Here is a 17,069-nt window from a genome sequence, read left to right on the forward strand (position 1 = left end):
CTTGTGGAAATATTGAATAACTAACTTCTAAATTCATATTTATGGAATGTAGTAAGGCTCAAAGTATAGATGAACAGAGCTTGCAAAAAGCGCAATTTCTATTTGAATCCGGAGATATCGACAAAATAGAGGTGGGAACAATAAAAGGTCTGTGTCAAATCCATAGGTCTCTTTTTGAAGGATTGTACGATTTTGCTGGTAAGATACGGAATTTGAATATTGCAAAAGGTGGGTTTCGTTTTGCGAATAGTCTGTACTTAGAAGTTATTCTCCCTGTAATAGAAAAGATGCCAGAAAGTACTTTTGAGGAAATTATAGCTAAATATGTAGAAATGAATATTGCCCATCCGTTCATGGAAGGTAACGGGCGTGCTACTCGCATCTGGCTGGATTTGATTCTAAAAAAGAATCTTGGTAAAGTCGTTGATTGGCAAACGATAGATAAAGACCTTTATCTCCAAGCTATGGAACGCAGCCCTATTAACGATTTAGAATTACGAGTATTGTTACAACCTGCTTTGACTGATAAGGTAGATGATCGAACCGTTATCTTCAAAGGAATTGAACAGTCTTATTATTATGAGGGATATAGCAGAAAATAATATTCAAATTTATCTACAAAGATGGAAACATTTTGACTTCTTCTGTTATAGTGACAATGATAATTTAAAATAGTAAATACGTTGTTGTTTGCTCCTTTCAATTCGGAAACTGTATGTCATATTTGATTGTTTCCTATTATTAAGATAGATTGGAATGGATACTTTGGAGAAAAAAACGAAAGTAAAAGAGTTGTGGCAACTTTGTTTCCATGATGACGAACGATTTGTGAATCTCCTGTTCGACAATTTATACCGGGACGAGAATACCATCTGTTTTGAAAAGGGGGGAAAGGTGACTACTGCGTTACAGATGTTACCTTATTGCATAAGTTTCGGCGAGACTTCACTCGATGTAAGTTATATTTCAGGAGCTGCCACGAGACCGGAGTATCGCAATAGGGGATTGATGGGACGTTTATTGAAAGAGTCGTTCGAGATTATGAGGTCTCGTAATATCCCGCTTTCGGCATTAATTCCGGCTGAATCGTGGCTTTATGATTATTATGCTTCGAAGGGTTATGCTTCTGTATTTTTCCGTCAGGAACTCAATTTTTCATCGGCGCATCGATTTTATGGAGACGGATATCATCGGGTAGCTATGTCGATGGACGAGCTTTATCGGTTTTTCGATGAGCAAATGAGGCGACGTTCGTGTTGCATACAACATGGACGGGAGGATTTCAATGTGATTTGCGACAATATTTATTTGGACGGCGGAGATGTGGTCGCATTAGCCGATTCGCAGAATCGGCTTTCGGCATTGGCATTTGTCGTTCCCGGAGATGATGCGGTTTTTGTGAAGGAGTTGTTGGCGATAAATACCGAGGCAAAAGAGGCTATGCTGCATGAGGTTCAGTCGGCGTTTCCCGGATATTCTCTTCGAGTCTTTACGGAGCCGACGTCGGAGAATGGGTCGGCGGTTCTTATGGGAATGATTCGCATTGTGGACGTTCGGAGGGTACTCGAAGCGGTCGCAAAGAATAATCGTTCATTGAGACGAGTATTTAGAGTGCACGATTCTTTATTGCCGGTTAATAACGGTGTTTTTCTTGTGGAGGAAGGTGAGTGTTACGAGGGCGTGACAAATCCGTGTGATTTTGATATCGATATAATGGAGTTGGCAGAAATTGTATTCGGCGGTTCGAAACTATCGTCATTGTTGGATTTTCCTTCGGTACGTCCATATATGAGTTTGATGCTCGATTGATAAAAAGAGTTATTTTTTTCTTCTCTTGATTTTTTGTGCTTATTTTTGCTTGTTGAAAAAGGTATGAAAAGTTTCGGTTATGCAATAGTATCGATATTTCTTGCAGTGGTGGTTCTCCTCACCAGTGGAGGAATTTCTATTGTCCGCTGTTGCCAGACACATTGTTTTTGTTTGCAAAATTCCGGTACGCAAGAAGTAAATCTCCTTTCCGATCGTTATTCTTCGGAGAGTCGTAATGATTGTTGTAAAACCGGCGGTATAGCAGACAAGCACGCTACGAAAGGACATTCTCCTTTTTGTAAACATGTGAAAGTAGAAAAACTGAATTTACCGATCGTAGACATTCCTACCGGGACAGATTGGGGGATACAGGGGACAATCGATTTGACCTATTCGTTTTGGTCGGTCATATTCGCTCCTGTCACTTCTGTTGTAAAGTATATAACTACTTCCTATATGCCGCCACCGCGGGATTATCTAAAACAAATCGCTATACTTTTGATTTAAAATCCGATATATGTAATTGGAGGGAAGGGAATGTGCCCTTTCGTGAAATTTTTGTCTTATGTGATATAGGACTGTTTTATTATATAATCGGATTAAAAAGATGATAAGATATTTAATATTTCCACTTTTTTTATTAGGTAGTTTGTCTTCGGCTTTTTCCCAAGTACGAGGGATTGTAAAAGATATAGCCGGAGAACCGATTATCGGGGCGAATGTCTTCTGGTTGGGAACTACGACAGGAACTACGACAGGGGAGTCGGGTAAATTCAGCTTACCTGAAACGGGGACGAGCGATAAGCTGGTTGTCCGTTTTGTAGGATATCGCAGTGATACGATACATATCGACAGGGTCGATACCGTTTGGGAGATTGTTTTACAGGACGGTGCGGTGATGGACGAGGTTCAAGTTTCGGCTCGACGTATGGGCACTATGAAGATACGAGCTGGGATATTGAATCAGGACATGATTTCCACGGCCGAGCTTTCTCGGGCTGCTTGTTGTAATCTGGGAGAGAGTTTTACAACGAATCCTTCGGTCGATGTCAGTTATTCTGATGCGGCGACCGGTGCTAAGCAGATTAAGTTGTTGGGGCTTTCGGGGACTTATGTACAAATGCTTGCAGAGAATATTCCTAATTATAGGGGTGTTGCTTCTCCTTATGCATTGGGCTACATTCCCGGTCCGTGGATGCAGAGTATTCAAGTCTCGAAGGGTGCTTCGTCGGTTAAAAACGGCTATGAATCGATTACCGGACAAATCAATGTGGAATTTAAAAAGCCACAGACAACCGAGTCGGTTTCGGCCAATTTGTTTGCCAATTCGTTAGCTAAGATAGAGGCTAATTTCGATGGCAATATTCATTTGAATCAGAGGGTGAGCACGGCGTTATTGGCTCATTATGAAAACAATCTCATGGCGCACGATTCCAACGACGACGGTTTTATGGATTTCCCCCGGGTAGAACAATATAATTTTCAAAACAGATGGGCTTATATGGGAGACCGTTATGTGTTTCAAGCCGGGATAAAGGCTCTCATGGAAGATCGTACGGGAGGACAAATGCGTTCTTATCGAGCGACGGACGGAATGCCTCGGTACGATATAGATATTCGAACGGAACGATATGAGGCTTTTACCAAAAATGCCTATATTTTCGATAAGGAGAAAAATACCAATGTCGCTTTGATTTTATCGGGTTCTTTACATCGTCAAGATGCCGGTTACGGGTATAAATTATATGATGTGGACCAATGGAACGGGTATGCGTCGCTGATGTTCGAAACAGAGTTCGATAAACGGAATAGTCTTTCAACCGGTTTAAGTCTTAATTATGACGATTATGACCAGAGTTATAAATTGTCACATACGTTTGATACTTTGGGTGCAAGGGATAAAGAGATCGTACCGGGGGCGTATGTGCAATATACATATAACTGGAATGACAAACTCATGATTATGGCCGGATTACGTGCAGATTACAGCAGTGTATACGGAACTTTCGTAACACCACGTGCTCATGTCAAATGGGCTCCTAACGAGATTTTCAATCTTAGGGCTTCTGCCGGGAAAGGATACCGGGCCACTCATGCCTTAGCCGAGAATAATTATTTGCTGGCCAGTAGCAGACGAGTCGTGATAGATCCCGATTTGGATATGGAAGAGGCTTGGAATTATGGTGTCAGCGCGGCTCTTTACATTCCGCTGTTCCATAAGACTCTAAACTTGAATTTGGAATATTATTATACCGATTTCCTTCGTCAAATGGTCGTGGATATGGATAGTAACCCTCATGAGGTACATTTTACCCAATTAAAGGGGAAGTCTTATTCACATACGTTTCAGGCGGAAGCGAGTTATCCGTTTTTCAAAGGTTTTACTTTGACGGCTGCTTATCGTTTGACCGATGTCAAGACTACTTATGGAGGTGTGTTGAGGGAACGTCCGTTCGTCGGTCGATATAAAGGACTACTGACAGCTTCGTATCAAACTCCTTTGGGTATTTGGCAATTCGATGTAACTTTGCAGTTGAACGGGGGAGGCAGACTACCGCAATCCTACATGTTGGAACAGGGGATTCCTGCGTGGAATAGCCGGTATAAGGCGTATGAACAGTTGAATGTTCAAGTGACTCGTTATTTCAGGCATTGGTCGATATATGTCGGCGGTGAAAATCTTACCGGGTTCAAACAAAAAAATCCGATTATAGATGCTTCTAATCCGTGGGGAAGTAATTTTGATTCCACACTTACTTGGGGACCTATGCATGGGGCTGTTTATTATGTAGGGGTTCGGTTTAACTGGGAGAGATTATAGATTTAAGTATATGAATTATAAAAATGTATGTGAAAAATGAAACAGGTAAAAATTTTATGGTTAGTAGCCGCGTTGTTTTGTGCGACGACGGCTTTCGGGAAAGATATTAAAACAGTAGTTTTCAAGACAACTCCCGAAATGCATTGCAATAATTGCGAGACGAAGATCAAGAACAATCTCCGCTTTGAGAAAGGGGTGAAGGAGATTGTGACCGACCTCGGCGATAAAACGGTTACCGTGAAATACGATGCCGATAAGACGACTGTCGAAGCTCTTATTAAAGGGTTTGCCAAAATCAAGTATTCGGCAGTCCTTGTGACAGAGAAAAAAGAGGGCGGAAAAAGTACTTGTCCAGAAAAGACTACTTGCCCAGAGGAAACGGAAGAGTGCTGTACTCCTTCCAAGTAAGGTTCCGGAAATTATTCGATCGATGATAAGGGTGTTTGTCCTGTGTGGCGAACACCTTTTGTCTACTTAAAGGTAGACGCGATAACCGACAGCGAGGCTTATATTACGCCCTTGAAAACCTTTAACGACTTCTCTGATGGTTTTGGTAAGACCCAGTGTATAACGGGCGTCTACGAATACTCCGAAGTTAAATTCGTAACCTAATCCGAAAGCAAGGCTGAAATCGACAGCCGAATCCCGGTATATGGAGTAGTCGTCGTTATTTATTCCTTTCCATTTGTCCGAGAGGGAAAGTCCTATACCTAATTGAGGGCCGAATTGCACGTTTAGTCCGTTACAGGGAAAGAACTTTACCAATACGGGAATATCTAGATAGTGGGTTCTGCATGTGTAGGTATTGCTGATGACAGCTCCGCTTTCATCGGTAAGGTAAAATTCATCGTCCGTATATCCTCTGGCAGAGTAGAATAGTTCGGCTTGCATATCGAAGTAGTTGTTGAATTGGTAAGTTGCGATAATTCCACCTTGAAAACCGGATAAATAGTCTGCGTGGTCTCCCAATTTACTCCATGGATAATTGATTGTCGACCAGTTGATTCCGGCTTTTCCACCCAAACTCCATTGGGCTTGAATAGAAACGGGTATGAATGCAATACATATTATCAGGAAATATTTTTTCATAGTTTTTCCTTATTTATATTGTTCGATACGGGAATCGTCGATAGCTGTTTCTTTTCTTCCCATTTTTGAGAGTTGCAAGATACTAGAAAAAGTAATGAGATACAGACAATAAAATATATGAGTTTCATGTTTACATGTTTAGATATCTACAAATATACATGATATATTTTATATTCGCTTTTGTTATATTTGCATAAATGTAAAAAGATGTATTTGATTGAACGGCGGGTATGTCTGTTTTATCTCTTGCTCATGGCTGTATAAAGTTATAACAGGCGGAAGTCTTTTGTGTGTTTTAGATAATTGAGTATGGAAGGGAATGAGGTGGAAGAAAAGATTGTTGGAGATTTGGACTGGGACGGTTTGCATCGTCCTCGTATTTATTATGCCGTAGCCACTACTTTTTGTGGATTGTTTCTTTCGGTACTCGACGGTTCGATATGTAATGTGGCGTTGCCTAGTATTGCCCGGGAGCTTGGTGTTTCATCGTCGGATTCTATTTGGATAGTCAATGCGTTCCAGTTGGTTATTATGATGACTATTCTTCCTTTTGCGTCGATGGGTGAGCGCTGGGGGTATAAGCAAGTTTATCTGAGGGGTGTTATCGTGTTTACAATCGGTTCGTTGTTTTGTGCGCTATCCCATAATTTGTCATTGCTCGTGATTTCTCGTGTATTTCAAGGCTTTGGAGCGGCTATGATTATGAGTGTGAACACTTCATTAATTAAGCTGATCTATCCCAAGCGGAGGTTGGGTGAAGGGGTTGGGCTCAATGCGACCGTAGTGGCCATAGCATCGGTAGCGGGACCTACTTTGGCCGCCGGTATATTGTCTGTCGCTTCTTGGCCCTGGTTGTTCGCCATCAATGTCCCTGTTGGTGTAGTTACCTTTTTTATGGGGCGTAGATATTTGCCCGATAATGCAGTTAGAGTTTTGGGGCATCGGTTTAATTGGAAGGAGGCTTTGTTGAATGCTGCGACGTTCGGGTTGTTCATCGGGTGTGTAGAGGCCTATTCCCATGATGTTCCTGTTACTTGGGTTTTGGGAGGTATTGTTTCGTTTGTCATTATAGGTACATTTTATGTGCGTATGCAACTTAGGGAGAGGTATCCAATGTTACCGTTCGATTTGCTTAAAATTCCTATTTTTTCGATGTCGGTTGTGACGAGTATTCTTTCATTTACGGCTCAAATGTTGAGTCTGGTAGCCATGCCTTTTTTATTGGCAACCACTTTCCATTATGATGCTGTTGGCACGGGGTTGTTAATGACCTCGTGGCCGTTGGTAATTGTGTTTGTCGCACCGCTTGCGGGATTGATGATCGGGAAGGTTCACCCCGGTATTTTGGGTGGGGTTGGGTTAACTATTATGAGTGTCGGTTGTTTTTGTCTTTCATTTATTCCTACCGAAACAGGGCACTTCGGGCTTGTGTGGCGGTTGATGTTGTGTGGAATGGGTTTCGGATTGTTCCAGTCTCCGAACAATCATATGTTGCTTAGTTCTGCTCCACCTCAACGTACAGGTAGTGCTAGCGGAATGTTGGCGACAGCTCGGTTGATAGGTCAAACCGTAGGAGCAGCTTTGGTTGCGTTGCTATTTCATTTGTATGGTGATTCCGCTCCTCATGATGCCATGTTGTTGGCCGGAATCTTGACTTTGTGCGGTGCGTTTTCTTCTTGTTGTCGATTGAAGGTGAGTATGCCGAAGTAATAAAAATAGAATCTAAATGTATCGAGTTTGTGATCGGTTTGAAAAGCCGGTGTATTATTGTATCGTTTAAAGGCTCTGTCATTGTGGAAGACTTTGTCCTATCTTTGTTTTCTACTTGATAAAAGAGGGTAATTTTTAATCTTTTTGTGAGGACGATAGTGTAATCGGGAAATGTGCCAGTTTCATCAGATAATGATTATAGACATTATCTCACAAAGAAACCGGATATGAAAGCCTCACAAGAACTACTTGCAATCTCCAAAATGATTACACATTGGGTTATGGCAATAAAAAAAACGATAGTTGACTATCGTTTTTTTTATTGAGTGTGACATTATGAGCTTATTGTGAGCGTATTATCGTTTTAGTATCTTTTTGGTGACCGTGTATCCTTCTTCTGATTTTACTTTTACCAAGTAGATACCGGCGGGTAATTGCGGTATGTTTGTCGTTTGTAGGTTCTCGCCTTGATTTCTTTGAATGAGGCAACCATTGGACGAGAAGATTTCTATTTCGTTGATAGGTTCGGCTGAGAATACAGATAGTTCGCAGTCGCTTAGTTGGAGTCTTATTTCCAAGTTATTTTTTGTTGTTTGCTGTATCGCACTCATGCCGGGAATTTTGATGTCGACATATACGGGGTAGTGGTCCGAGATATCTTTAAGGTCTACTGTTTGCCCATCGATGGTGATTGTTCTGACAATGTGTGATTCTATATTTTGAATGCCCGAATTTTTGTAATCGTGGAAAAGAATGTAATCTATGCAAGCTGTATTTTCTTCCCGTCCCGGTATCGTGTTGCCTTCGGTGTCGCTGAAAATCTGGAAGTCTTCCAAGAAAACGCTGAATGCTAGGTTTTTCCATCTGTGGGAATCGTTCATGTCTCCGGCCAAGAATACCGGTTTGCGTATGTAGTCCAATTCGGTGCAGATGGCTGCTGCTTCGTTCATGCGATGTTTGTCGTCTAAGTCCAAATGGGTGCTCATGAACGAGAAATCCTCGAAGTCGGTTCTTATCAATATACGTCCTACATCGCTACTCAATTTCATCTTTTTTATTTTTTTGATAGGCAACCAGCGTTTCACCAGTGTTCCGTTGCCCACACTGCCTCCATCGTAATCGGCAGCTATGCCGTATACTTGTACATAGTCGAGCTCGCTCCATTTGGCGATGTCGTCTAAGAGCACCCTTTTCCAACGACCGTTGGCTGCGCTGTCCAATTCTTGCAGGGCGACGACATCGGCATCGAGCGCTTTAAGTATGTTTGCGAACCGTTTGGTATTCAAATTATTGAGGCTTCCCGGATCTGTGCCGCCTTTGCAGTAGTGGGTGTTGTAGGTGAGTAATCGGATTACTCCGTCTTGCTTGGGATAGGTTTGAGAGAAAGAGTTTGACGCACAAAGTAATCCGGCTAATAATAATGTGATGCTTTTCTTTGTAATTTTCATAATTTATAAATAAAAAGTAATTATATAAAGATGTTATTTACTTGTGGGATTTAAGAATCTAGATAACGATAATTGGACGTATTTATGGAAATGTAACATAAATGTTGTCCAACTATCGTTATTGCCTGTCATTGGTCTTTTTTCCTACTAAGGGTCGGAAATGTCATTGCCGGTTTGTTAGAAATCGAGGCCATCGTCCCAGTTTGGATTTTGAGAGAGCGTCCCGTTGCTAAGTAGCCGTTCTTGGGTGGGGATAGGATATAGATAGTCCCTATCTTCTCTCCATTGGCGGGGTTCTTTCTCGATGTCGTGGCAGATGATGTTGCCTTTGTCTCCATCGGTCAAGACGAACTCGTCTCCCAGTTTGTAGAATTTGCGAATGTTCTTTACAGAGGGCTTTTTGCCGGTGTATATGCAGATGTCCACTTTTTCTTTGTCACCCACGGTTCCATCGTTCATGTCGAACACGTCGTAGCGGTTTTCGCCCGATCCTTTTGTCAACCCGGGGAAATACATTCCTTTGTACGGTTGTTCGAATATTTTTCCTTCTTTCCATCGGATAATGTCGTAGTAACGGAATCCTTCGAGAAGCAGTTCGATGGTGCGTTCGCGACGTATTTCGAGGATTACTCCTTTGTTAGGGCCTGTAACGTTTTGATACCCGCTTTCCAGAGCGCACAGATAGGGGTCGGGATTTGCGTTGGCAGCGTCCATATCGATGTTGGGCATGCCCACGCGGTCGCGGATTTTCTTGATGGAGATTTTGAGGTCGTCCTGTGTCAAGGTTCCTAACTCGGCTTTCGCTTCGGCGTAGTTCAAGTAGACTTCGGCGGCGCGGAACAGAATGTAGTCGTTGGAAGATCCTAAGTATCCGTCGCCCGATGCATCGGTTACCCATTTGGTGATTTGGTATCCGGTGGTCGAAGCTCCGAAGTTGGGAGATGATACGGTGGTACTGTTGATACGCATGTAGCCCGGGCCTACGACGGTTTGTGTGAGGCGGGGGTCGCGGTTCTGCATTTCGTCGTAGTATTGCATGGTCTCATAGCCGGGTTGGTCGGTGAAGCGGTCACCGTTGGTCATGAGGTAGCTGTTTACGATTTTCTTGTTCATGCCGGGACGTCCGTAGGTGGGTGACAACGTGTTTGCGTTTGCCTCGTGCATGACATTTTGAGCCCGGTCGTAGTCACGAGCCAATATAACTTCTTCTTCGATGGCGTTCATCGAGGAGAAAAGGTCTCGATAGGGTTGTGCTCCTGTTTTGTAGATGGCGTAGGGGGCATTGTCGATAAACAGTTTGGAAGCCGTGGCGCACTCGTCCAAGAACTTTTCATAGCCGGGAATCCCATGATATTTACGGTATGTGCCTTCGAACAGACATATTCTCGATTTGAGGGCTAGGGCGGTCCAATGGGTTACGTTGTATAGGTCTTTTTTGTCGGAGATGTTATTGATGGCATAAGTGAGGTCGTCAAGGATTTTATCCATGATGAAGTCGCGGCTGTCTCGTGGCCTGAACAACTCGGGATCGGTGGAGGAAAGTTCTCTGTCGAACCAAGGCACTTCGCCGAAACGTTTCACTTTTTCGAAATAGAAATATGCTCTGAAAAAGCGGGCTATACCATCGAAATGCTCTCTTGCATCGACATCGTCGCAGCGCACCGAGTGGCTTAGATAGAAATTGACAGCTCTGAGGTATTCCCAGTTCCAGCCTCCGCCAGATGTGGGTACGGTGCGTATGCCTTGTACTTCGGCCGGTAGATTGAATGTGCAAACGACATCGGCCGATTCGGTATATCCCGAAGCTGCACCGGGAAACATTCCGTAGAATTGGTTGGTCGCACTGCGTAATTCATCGGCGTTGTTGTAGTAGGTTTCCGGGGATATGGCATCGAGAGGGTATTCATCTAACATATCGGAACAACCGGCAGTGCCCGATAAAAGGGCAATGAAACTATATAATATAATGTTCTTTTTCATGATGATAGTGGTTAAAAAGTTATATCAAGTCCGAATGAAAATACTTTGGAAAAAGGATAAGTTCGGGCGTCGCTGTTTACTGTGATTTGCTCGGGGTCGATATAGTCTGATTTCAGTTTTGTCCAAGTGAATAGGTTGTCTCCACTGAAATATACTCTTAACCGGTCGAGTTTAATTTTCGAGGTCCATTCTGTGGGTAGGGTATAGCCTACGGTCAGATTTTTTAATCGGCAATAGGCTATGTTTTGGAGATATCGGTCGTTTTTGTGAGCCAACGAACGGTTGCCTTGTGCGGCGTATCCTCTGATTTTGGGGAGATAGGCATCCGGATTTTCTTCGGACCAGACGTTGTCCAAGAAATTGGCGGGTACGAAAGAGGAATAGGGTCGTGCAAAACCTCCCCAGAACATCATGTTGTTTCCATCGGGGTAGCGGTGTTGCCGACCGACTCCTTGAAAGAAGGCCGAGATGTCTATTCCGTTCCAGCTGAGTCCGATGTTGGCGTTGTAGAGATATCGGGGTTCTTTGTTACCGATGATGACCATGTCACCACGATTGTCGGCCGTTTTTTCACCGTCGTCGATGCGGCCGCTTCCGTCGATGTCTACATATCTGGGGTCACCGGCTTGTAGTCCTTTGTAGTCGCCTACTGCCGTAACGAATATGTTTTCGCAGACGTAACTATTGTCTACGGCTTTGGCATAGGCGGCTGCTTCTTCGTCAGTCTGGAAAAGTCCATCGATTTTGTAACCCCAGATTTCGCCGATGGTCATACCTTCGTAGTAGCTCGATTTTGCGAATTCTTTCATGGGATTGTCGAATTTTGTAATCACCGATTTGCTGTCGGATAGCCCGAAAGATAGGTTGTAGCTGAACGGTTTATTTCCAAGATTGAATTGATCGTACCAGCTTACTGCCAACTCAAATCCTTTTGTGCGCAGGTCGGCGGCGTTTTCTTTCGGAGGAGTCGCACCGTATACGCCGGGGAGCATTTTCCCGGGAACCAACATGTCTTTGGTATCGCGGATAAACAGGTCGGCACTGAGGTTGAGCCTATTGTCGAAGAATCCGAGGTCAAGTCCCAAATTGTGGTGGATAACGGTTTCCCAAGTGAGTTTCCCCGAGGGAGGGGCCGAGACGGCAGCATAGGTGACGGGTTCGCCGTTCATGAGATATCCGCCCAAGCCTTGCATATTCAGCTTTTGTATGTATGGATAACAGTCGGATATGGCTTGATTGCCCAGAGATCCGGTGCTGAGTCGTATCTTAAAGTTAGAGAATACTTTGCGTATGGGGTCGAAGAAAGATTCTTCGCTCATTCGGTAGCCTACGGCAAAAGAGGGGAAGAGTCCGGCGCGGTGGTCTTTGGGAAACCGAGAAGAGGCATCCCATCGTATGTTGAACTCGGCCAGATATTTTCCGGCATAGTCGTATCCGATTCTTCCGAAGTAACCCAATAAGGCCCATTTGCTTTGTCCTCCCTGTACTGTCACGTCTTTTCCTTTTTCACCGAGGTTGAAGTCGTTCAGTTCGTCGGACTGGATATTCAGTTTTGTGGCATAATGGTGTTTGTAGTGGTTTTGCTCATAGTTGAATCCGGCCACAGCGTATACGTGATGCGAGTTGAACGTGTTGTCGTAGTTTAGATAGGCATCTACACTGTGATAGAAACTTTTTTTCATACTCTTGGATCAGTTTGTTTGAGAACCAAGAGGCTTGTGCCACTTCTTCGACACCGGGGTATTGGGAGTATTTTGCCTGAGTGGAGCGCTCCATGTAATCGGTGGTACTGTGTTTGAAGTTATAGTTTGCAGTGAAAGTCAGCCCTTTCATGATTTTGAATATGGTGCTCCAAGAGTAGGTCATGTATCGGTTTTCCTCTATCGACTTGGTGGTTCCGTCTCCAATCAGAATATGTATACCATCGCTGGGACCGGATGCTTGAATGGGATTTTGGTAAACCCAAGTTCCGTCGGGGTTATAAGGCATCAGATAGGGCATCGCATGGAACGTGAGGCTAGGAATGTTGTATCCGTGCCCTACACCGGGAGCCGTATATTTGGAGTCGTATAGGCGAGCCATAAATTTGACGGTTAACCATTTGTAGGCATCCGCACTGACTTTTGCCATTAAATTGGCTGTTCGGAGTTTGTCGGTGTTTTGCCGATAGATACCGTCTTGTGTCCCGTAATTCCCGCTTAACAGGTAGTTTATTTTTTGATTCCCGCCGGAGATGCTGAGGTTGTGGTCCCAAGTGGGGCGTGACTGGTCGAACAAATAGTTGTACCAGTCGAAATTGGCATAGTACATATAAGATTCTACACCACCTCTGTTTTGTACGACGGTCCAGGGTCTTTCGGGATTCTCTGTTTTGTCAAATCTTCTTGCCTCCAATTCTTTGTAGTCGTCGGAAGTGAAACGGGTGTAGGTGACACCGTTGTATGATCGCATGAATTCGTCAACGAGCATGGCGGCATCGTATCCTGTGGTTAAGAAGTCGGTTCTTGTAGTGGGTTTTGAAAAGCTGAATCTTCCGTTGTAGTTCACTTGGGTTTTACCCGACTCACCTTTCTTTGTCGTGATCAGTACCACTCCAAAGGGAGCCCGGGCTCCATAGATGGCAGCCGAAGAAGCGTCTTTAAGAACCGAAATAGACTCGACGTCACGAGGGTTGATTTTATCGATGTTTCCTTCCATACCATCGATTAGGATCAGAGGTTTGGATTCTTGGTTGATGGATGCGAATCCCCGGACGTTCATGCGGGTTTTTTCTCCGGGTTTTCCAGAGCCGAATGAGATATTCAAGTTGGGTATCGCACCTTGCAGGGCTTGTCCTAAATTATTGACAGGGCGTTTTTCTAACTGTTTGTGGTCGGTGTATCCGACAGCTCCGATCAAATTGGCTTTCTTTTGCGTACCGTATCCCACGACTACAACTTCGTCCATAATATTGGTTTTCTCGGACAGCTCGATGTTCATTGTGATGCCCGGTGTGACGGCAATTTCTTGTGTGTTGTGTCCCACGTATGAAACGACCAATCGGGATTTCGGGGTGGCTTTGATGTGAAACCGTCCGTCGATGTCGGTCGATACGGCATTGTTTGTCCCTTTAACCAATACGGATGCGCCGATGAGCGGTTCGCCATTCGGATTTTTTACGAATCCCACGATACTTTCGGACTTTTGTCTGTTTTTTTCGTTGGTTATAATTACATGTTTCCCTTGTATTGCGTATTTGTATTTTAAGGGGCTTAGAATCATCGATAATGCATCGGTGAGTTTTTTGTTTTTGATGTTCACCGATATTTTTTGATGAATATTGATTTGCGTTTCGTCAAAATCAACGGAGATGTCGGCTTGTTTTTCTATCGATTTGAATATTTCGGATAGAGGCTTATCTGTCATATTCAAATCGATTGTTTGATTTTGGGCAAAAACGAATTGAACGGAGATAAGAAAATATAATAAAAAAGCAATTTTAAGCGAATTCTTTTTAGATGATTCGCTGGTTTTAATTTTTAAATTCATATTTTTGTGCATTAGATTTTAGATAAATACTGTAATTGAAGTCACAATGTAAGGTGTTTTTCTGATTTCAAACCGGAGAAAATGTTTTGGGTGGTTTTCTCCGGTTCTTTTTTTCATTGGTGTCGATTTTTAGTTGATGAATATTATATCGTTATTTTTTTTGTATTTCATGTTTTGCAGTATCCCTTCCAAAATGGACAATACTTCGTCTATCGTTTCGTCGTGGTCGAATTTTACAGTGAGCTTGTTGTTTTTGTATTTTTCTTGGTCGTAAAGAATCGTTACGTTGTATTTTCTTTCGATCGTTTTTACCAGTTTCCCGAAGGGTGCATTTTTGAAATATAGTTGTCCTTCTTTCCAATTTGAGAGGCTTTGGGCATCGACTATGTTTATTTCGCGTGAATGTGTGTCGCGGTCGTATATGAATTGTTCGTTGGGAGACAGTATGGTTTCATGCGGTATGGAGTCTTTGGTCGAGACTTTTATTTTTCCTTCTTCGAGTGTCGCTATCGTTTGTGGAGAGTTGCTATATGACTCTACATTGAATGTAGTACCCAATGCTTCGATGTCGAGAGTCGCAGTTTTTACGATGAAGGGCTTTTTTTTGTCGCGGGATACTTTGAAGTTGGCTTCGCCATTGAGAAACAGGGTTCTGGTGTCGCCCTTGAATGTGTTGGGGTAAATCAGTATGGATTCGGCGTTAACCCACACCTCGCTTCCGTCTGGAAGGAATATTTGCTTTGCTTTTTCTCCTTTGGGGACGAAGCATTCGATGAGTTGTTCGGTATCTTGGGGTGTGTCGAGTATCAACCAAGTGAAAAGGGCTCCCAAAATGGGAAGCAGTATGGTGGCAACGGCTTTATAGATAGTGCTGCGGAAGTTGGCCCTTTTTCCCGGCAAAAAGTTGTTTCGATGGAATGTTTCTAGTTCGGATAATGTAAATGCATCGGGTGTCTCGTTTTGGCAAGAGTCCCATATCTCTGAAATCGCTTGATCTTTTTCTTCTCGGTTTTTGGGGGAGAGCAGCCACTTTTTGAAAAGTATATCGTCGGTTGAGGGTTGGCTGTTGTTAAAAAATTTATGTATTATGTTTTGTATAATGTTATTCATGGTTCCGTCTTTTATCAGGAGACGGATATCTATTGAAATACTTCCTGCTCGTTAACTTTATTTAAGGAATGAGAAAAAGCAAGGCGGCTAACATGTTTTTTTTGAGTTGTGTTAATACGGAACTGATGGTCTTTTCGACTGTGTTCTTTTTAAGGTTCAGTCGAAGGGCTATTTCATCGTTGGATAGGCCTTCTTTTCGGCTCATGTTGAATATGGTTCTCTTTTGCGGCGGCAGACTTGCGATGGTCGCGTCCATGAGGCTAAGCAGCTCTTTGGCGTATATTTCGTGTTCGACCGAGGTAGACTGTGGGGCTGTTTCTTCCAAATGGGATAGATAGTTTTGTTCGGTTATTTGTCTGTCGAATGAGTCGTATACAGCGTTACGGCACATTTTGAAAAGATAGGATTTCAGTGATTGTATATGCCCGAGCCGGTCGTGCGATATCCATAGTTTACAGAAAATATCTTGGGCGATATCTTGTGCTTGTTCTTTGTCTTTGATGAAGCCAACAAGGAATCGGAGCACAATAGGGTGGTAGTGTATAAAAATAGCATCGAATGATGTGGTATCTCCCTCGATAAGTCTTTTTAGATGGTATGTCTCTAATTCAAGATTCATGGTATAGCAGGAAGGCTCCGTGTTGTTTTTTGACAAAAGTATATTTTATTTTGGATAAAGAAAAAGAATGTAATGAATTTTATTTGCGAATACCCGAATGTTATGAGGAGTGTTTTTAAGGTTCAGCAGAAAATCCGTGGGGATAGACTTTAATGTTAATGAATGAGGGTGGTTGGAAAGATTTCATAAGTTTTTTGCAGTAAAAAGGTTACCCCTTGCTATGAGTATACTTTCCATCTATTTTCTTGCATCTTAACCACCAAATAAAGGCGATGTATTTGGGGGGAGTTTTTGTTTGTATTAATCCCCTCGCCCTGCGGGCACTCCCCCTATATTTTGCTGCGCAAAACACAGGGGGAGAGTGTGAGATGTATATCCCTTTCGCCTCTGCTCCGATGTTATTCAAAATGCCCCGCCATGTTACGGGGTACGGTAGGAGGGAGAGGGTTAAAAAGCACTAATATTTTAAACTTCTCCATTGCTGTGCCCCGTAGCATTACGGGGTGTGGCGTTAGCAATAGGGGAGGTGTCACGAAGTGACGGAGGGATTGAAAACGCCATCGTATCAGTCTGTTTATACCGGATATATTCCTTTCTCCCCTGACGTGTCCCGTAGCGTTACGGCGAACTGTGTTAGCAATAGGGGAATATACACGAACAATCCCCGTTAATTATCGACTGAGCCACAATCCTTACTGATTATCTACTGAACTCAAATATTGTGTATATTTAAAATGCTAAAAGCGTAATGCTTTATTATAAAAGTACTACGCTTTTTGCTTGCGGAAAGAGAGGGATTCGAACCCTCGGTACCCGTAAGGGTACAACGGTTTTCGAGACCGTCCCGATCGACCACTCCGGCATCTTTCCAATGGTCTATTATTTTCGAGGGGCAAAGGTAGAGAAAAGAATCGAGTAGAGATTATTTTAATTGTAAAAAAAACTAAAACAAATT

General features: G+C 43.2%; 13 protein-coding genes and 1 tRNA gene. 6 read left to right on the forward strand and 8 right to left on the reverse strand.

The window, feature by feature from the left end:
• The first annotated feature begins 41 nt into the window (after positions 1-41).
• From fic to HMPREF9448_RS06870, 5 genes are all read left to right on the forward strand, one after another.
• On the forward strand, positions 42-602 hold the full coding sequence (fic, locus tag HMPREF9448_RS06850) for a protein adenylyltransferase Fic (protein ID WP_008861860.1): 561 nt from the start codon (positions 42-44) through the stop codon (positions 600-602).
• 154 nt (positions 603-756) lie between these two features.
• A complete protein-coding gene (locus HMPREF9448_RS06855; protein ID WP_008861861.1) occupies positions 757-1,809 on the forward strand; it encodes a GNAT family N-acetyltransferase in 1,053 nt (350 codons plus the stop codon).
• A 63-nt stretch (positions 1,810-1,872) separates the two neighbouring features.
• Positions 1,873-2,316 carry a hypothetical protein gene (locus HMPREF9448_RS06860; protein ID WP_008861862.1) on the forward strand — a complete coding sequence of 148 codons (444 nt, stop codon included), beginning with the start codon at positions 1,873-1,875 and terminating at the stop codon, positions 2,314-2,316.
• 103 nt (positions 2,317-2,419) lie between these two features.
• Complete coding sequence (locus tag HMPREF9448_RS06865) at positions 2,420-4,630, forward strand: TonB-dependent receptor plug domain-containing protein (RefSeq protein ID WP_040296099.1); 2,211 nt, start codon at positions 2,420-2,422, stop codon at positions 4,628-4,630.
• A gap of 36 nt (positions 4,631-4,666) precedes the next feature.
• Positions 4,667-5,038 (forward strand): heavy-metal-associated domain-containing protein, encoded by a 372-nt coding sequence (locus HMPREF9448_RS06870; protein ID WP_008861864.1) that lies wholly within the window; start codon positions 4,667-4,669, stop codon positions 5,036-5,038.
• 66 nt (positions 5,039-5,104) lie between these two features.
• On the opposite strand, the gene HMPREF9448_RS06875 is transcribed toward HMPREF9448_RS06870, so the two are convergent.
• Positions 5,105-5,719, reverse strand: coding sequence for a porin family protein (locus HMPREF9448_RS06875; protein ID WP_008861865.1), 615 nt, complete (start codon positions 5,717-5,719; stop codon positions 5,105-5,107).
• A gap of 309 nt (positions 5,720-6,028) precedes the next feature.
• Here HMPREF9448_RS06875 and HMPREF9448_RS06880 point away from each other — a divergent pair, with 309 nt between their 5' ends.
• Positions 6,029-7,429, forward strand: a complete 1,401-nt coding sequence (locus HMPREF9448_RS06880; RefSeq protein WP_008861866.1) for an MFS transporter — start codon at positions 6,029-6,031, stop codon at positions 7,427-7,429.
• A 356-nt stretch (positions 7,430-7,785) separates the two neighbouring features.
• On the opposite strand, the gene HMPREF9448_RS06885 is transcribed toward HMPREF9448_RS06880, so the two are convergent.
• The 7 genes from HMPREF9448_RS06885 to HMPREF9448_RS06910 all read right to left on the reverse strand — a co-directional run bounded on the left by HMPREF9448_RS06885 (position 7,786) and on the right by HMPREF9448_RS06910 (position 16,984).
• Positions 7,786-8,877, reverse strand: coding sequence for an endonuclease/exonuclease/phosphatase family protein (locus tag HMPREF9448_RS06885; protein ID WP_008861867.1), 1,092 nt, complete (start codon positions 8,875-8,877; stop codon positions 7,786-7,788).
• A gap of 177 nt (positions 8,878-9,054) precedes the next feature.
• Positions 9,055-10,857: a RagB/SusD family nutrient uptake outer membrane protein gene (locus HMPREF9448_RS06890; protein WP_008861868.1), complete on the reverse strand. Its 1,803-nt coding sequence runs from the start codon at positions 10,855-10,857 to the stop codon at positions 9,055-9,057.
• A gap of 11 nt (positions 10,858-10,868) precedes the next feature.
• On the reverse strand, positions 10,869-12,539 hold the full coding sequence (locus HMPREF9448_RS14910; protein ID WP_262483658.1) for a SusC/RagA family TonB-linked outer membrane protein: 1,671 nt from the start codon (positions 12,537-12,539) through the stop codon (positions 10,869-10,871).
• On the reverse strand, positions 12,442-14,385 hold the full coding sequence (locus HMPREF9448_RS14915; protein WP_008861870.1) for a SusC/RagA family TonB-linked outer membrane protein: 1,944 nt from the start codon (positions 14,383-14,385) through the stop codon (positions 12,442-12,444). Before HMPREF9448_RS14915 ends, HMPREF9448_RS14910 begins: the two co-directional genes overlap by 98 nt.
• 129 nt (positions 14,386-14,514) lie before the next feature.
• Positions 14,515-15,495, reverse strand: coding sequence for a FecR family protein (locus HMPREF9448_RS06900; protein ID WP_008861871.1), 981 nt, complete (start codon positions 15,493-15,495; stop codon positions 14,515-14,517).
• Positions 15,496-15,556: 61 nt separating this feature from the next.
• Positions 15,557-16,150, reverse strand: a complete 594-nt coding sequence (locus HMPREF9448_RS06905) for an RNA polymerase sigma-70 factor (protein WP_008861872.1) — start codon at positions 16,148-16,150, stop codon at positions 15,557-15,559.
• Positions 16,151-16,897: 747 nt separating this feature from the next.
• Positions 16,898-16,984 (reverse strand) — tRNA-Ser (locus HMPREF9448_RS06910).
• Between the last annotated feature and the right edge of the window lie 85 nt (positions 16,985-17,069).

Origin of the sequence: Barnesiella intestinihominis YIT 11860 (genome assembly GCF_000296465.1) — a bacterium.
Taxonomy (GTDB): Bacteria; Bacteroidota; Bacteroidia; order Bacteroidales; family Barnesiellaceae; genus Barnesiella; species Barnesiella intestinihominis.

Excerpts from the sequence above, each read along its gene's own strand:
- fic (WP_008861860.1), top strand. The coding sequence starts at position 42 with ATGGAATGTAGTAAGGCTCAAAGTATAGATGAACAGAGCTTGCAAAAA.
- HMPREF9448_RS06855 (WP_008861861.1), top strand. The coding sequence starts at position 757 with ATGGATACTTTGGAGAAAAAAACGAAAGTAAAAGAGTTGTGGCAACTT.
- HMPREF9448_RS06860 (WP_008861862.1), top strand. The coding sequence starts at position 1,873 with ATGAAAAGTTTCGGTTATGCAATAGTATCGATATTTCTTGCAGTGGTG.
- HMPREF9448_RS06870 (WP_008861864.1), top strand. The coding sequence starts at position 4,667 with ATGAAACAGGTAAAAATTTTATGGTTAGTAGCCGCGTTGTTTTGTGCG.
- HMPREF9448_RS06875 (WP_008861865.1), bottom strand. The coding sequence starts at position 5,719 with ATGAAAAAATATTTCCTGATAATATGTATTGCATTCATACCCGTTTCT.
- HMPREF9448_RS06880 (WP_008861866.1), top strand. The coding sequence starts at position 6,029 with ATGGAAGGGAATGAGGTGGAAGAAAAGATTGTTGGAGATTTGGACTGG.
- HMPREF9448_RS06885 (WP_008861867.1), bottom strand. The coding sequence starts at position 8,877 with ATGAAAATTACAAAGAAAAGCATCACATTATTATTAGCCGGATTACTT.
- HMPREF9448_RS06890 (WP_008861868.1), bottom strand. The coding sequence starts at position 10,857 with ATGAAAAAGAACATTATATTATATAGTTTCATTGCCCTTTTATCGGGC.
- HMPREF9448_RS14910 (WP_262483658.1), bottom strand. The coding sequence starts at position 12,539 with ATGAAAAAAAGTTTCTATCACAGTGTAGATGCCTATCTAAACTACGAC.
- HMPREF9448_RS14915 (WP_008861870.1), bottom strand. The coding sequence starts at position 14,385 with ATGAATTTAAAAATTAAAACCAGCGAATCATCTAAAAAGAATTCGCTT.
- HMPREF9448_RS06900 (WP_008861871.1), bottom strand. The coding sequence starts at position 15,495 with ATGAATAACATTATACAAAACATAATACATAAATTTTTTAACAACAGC.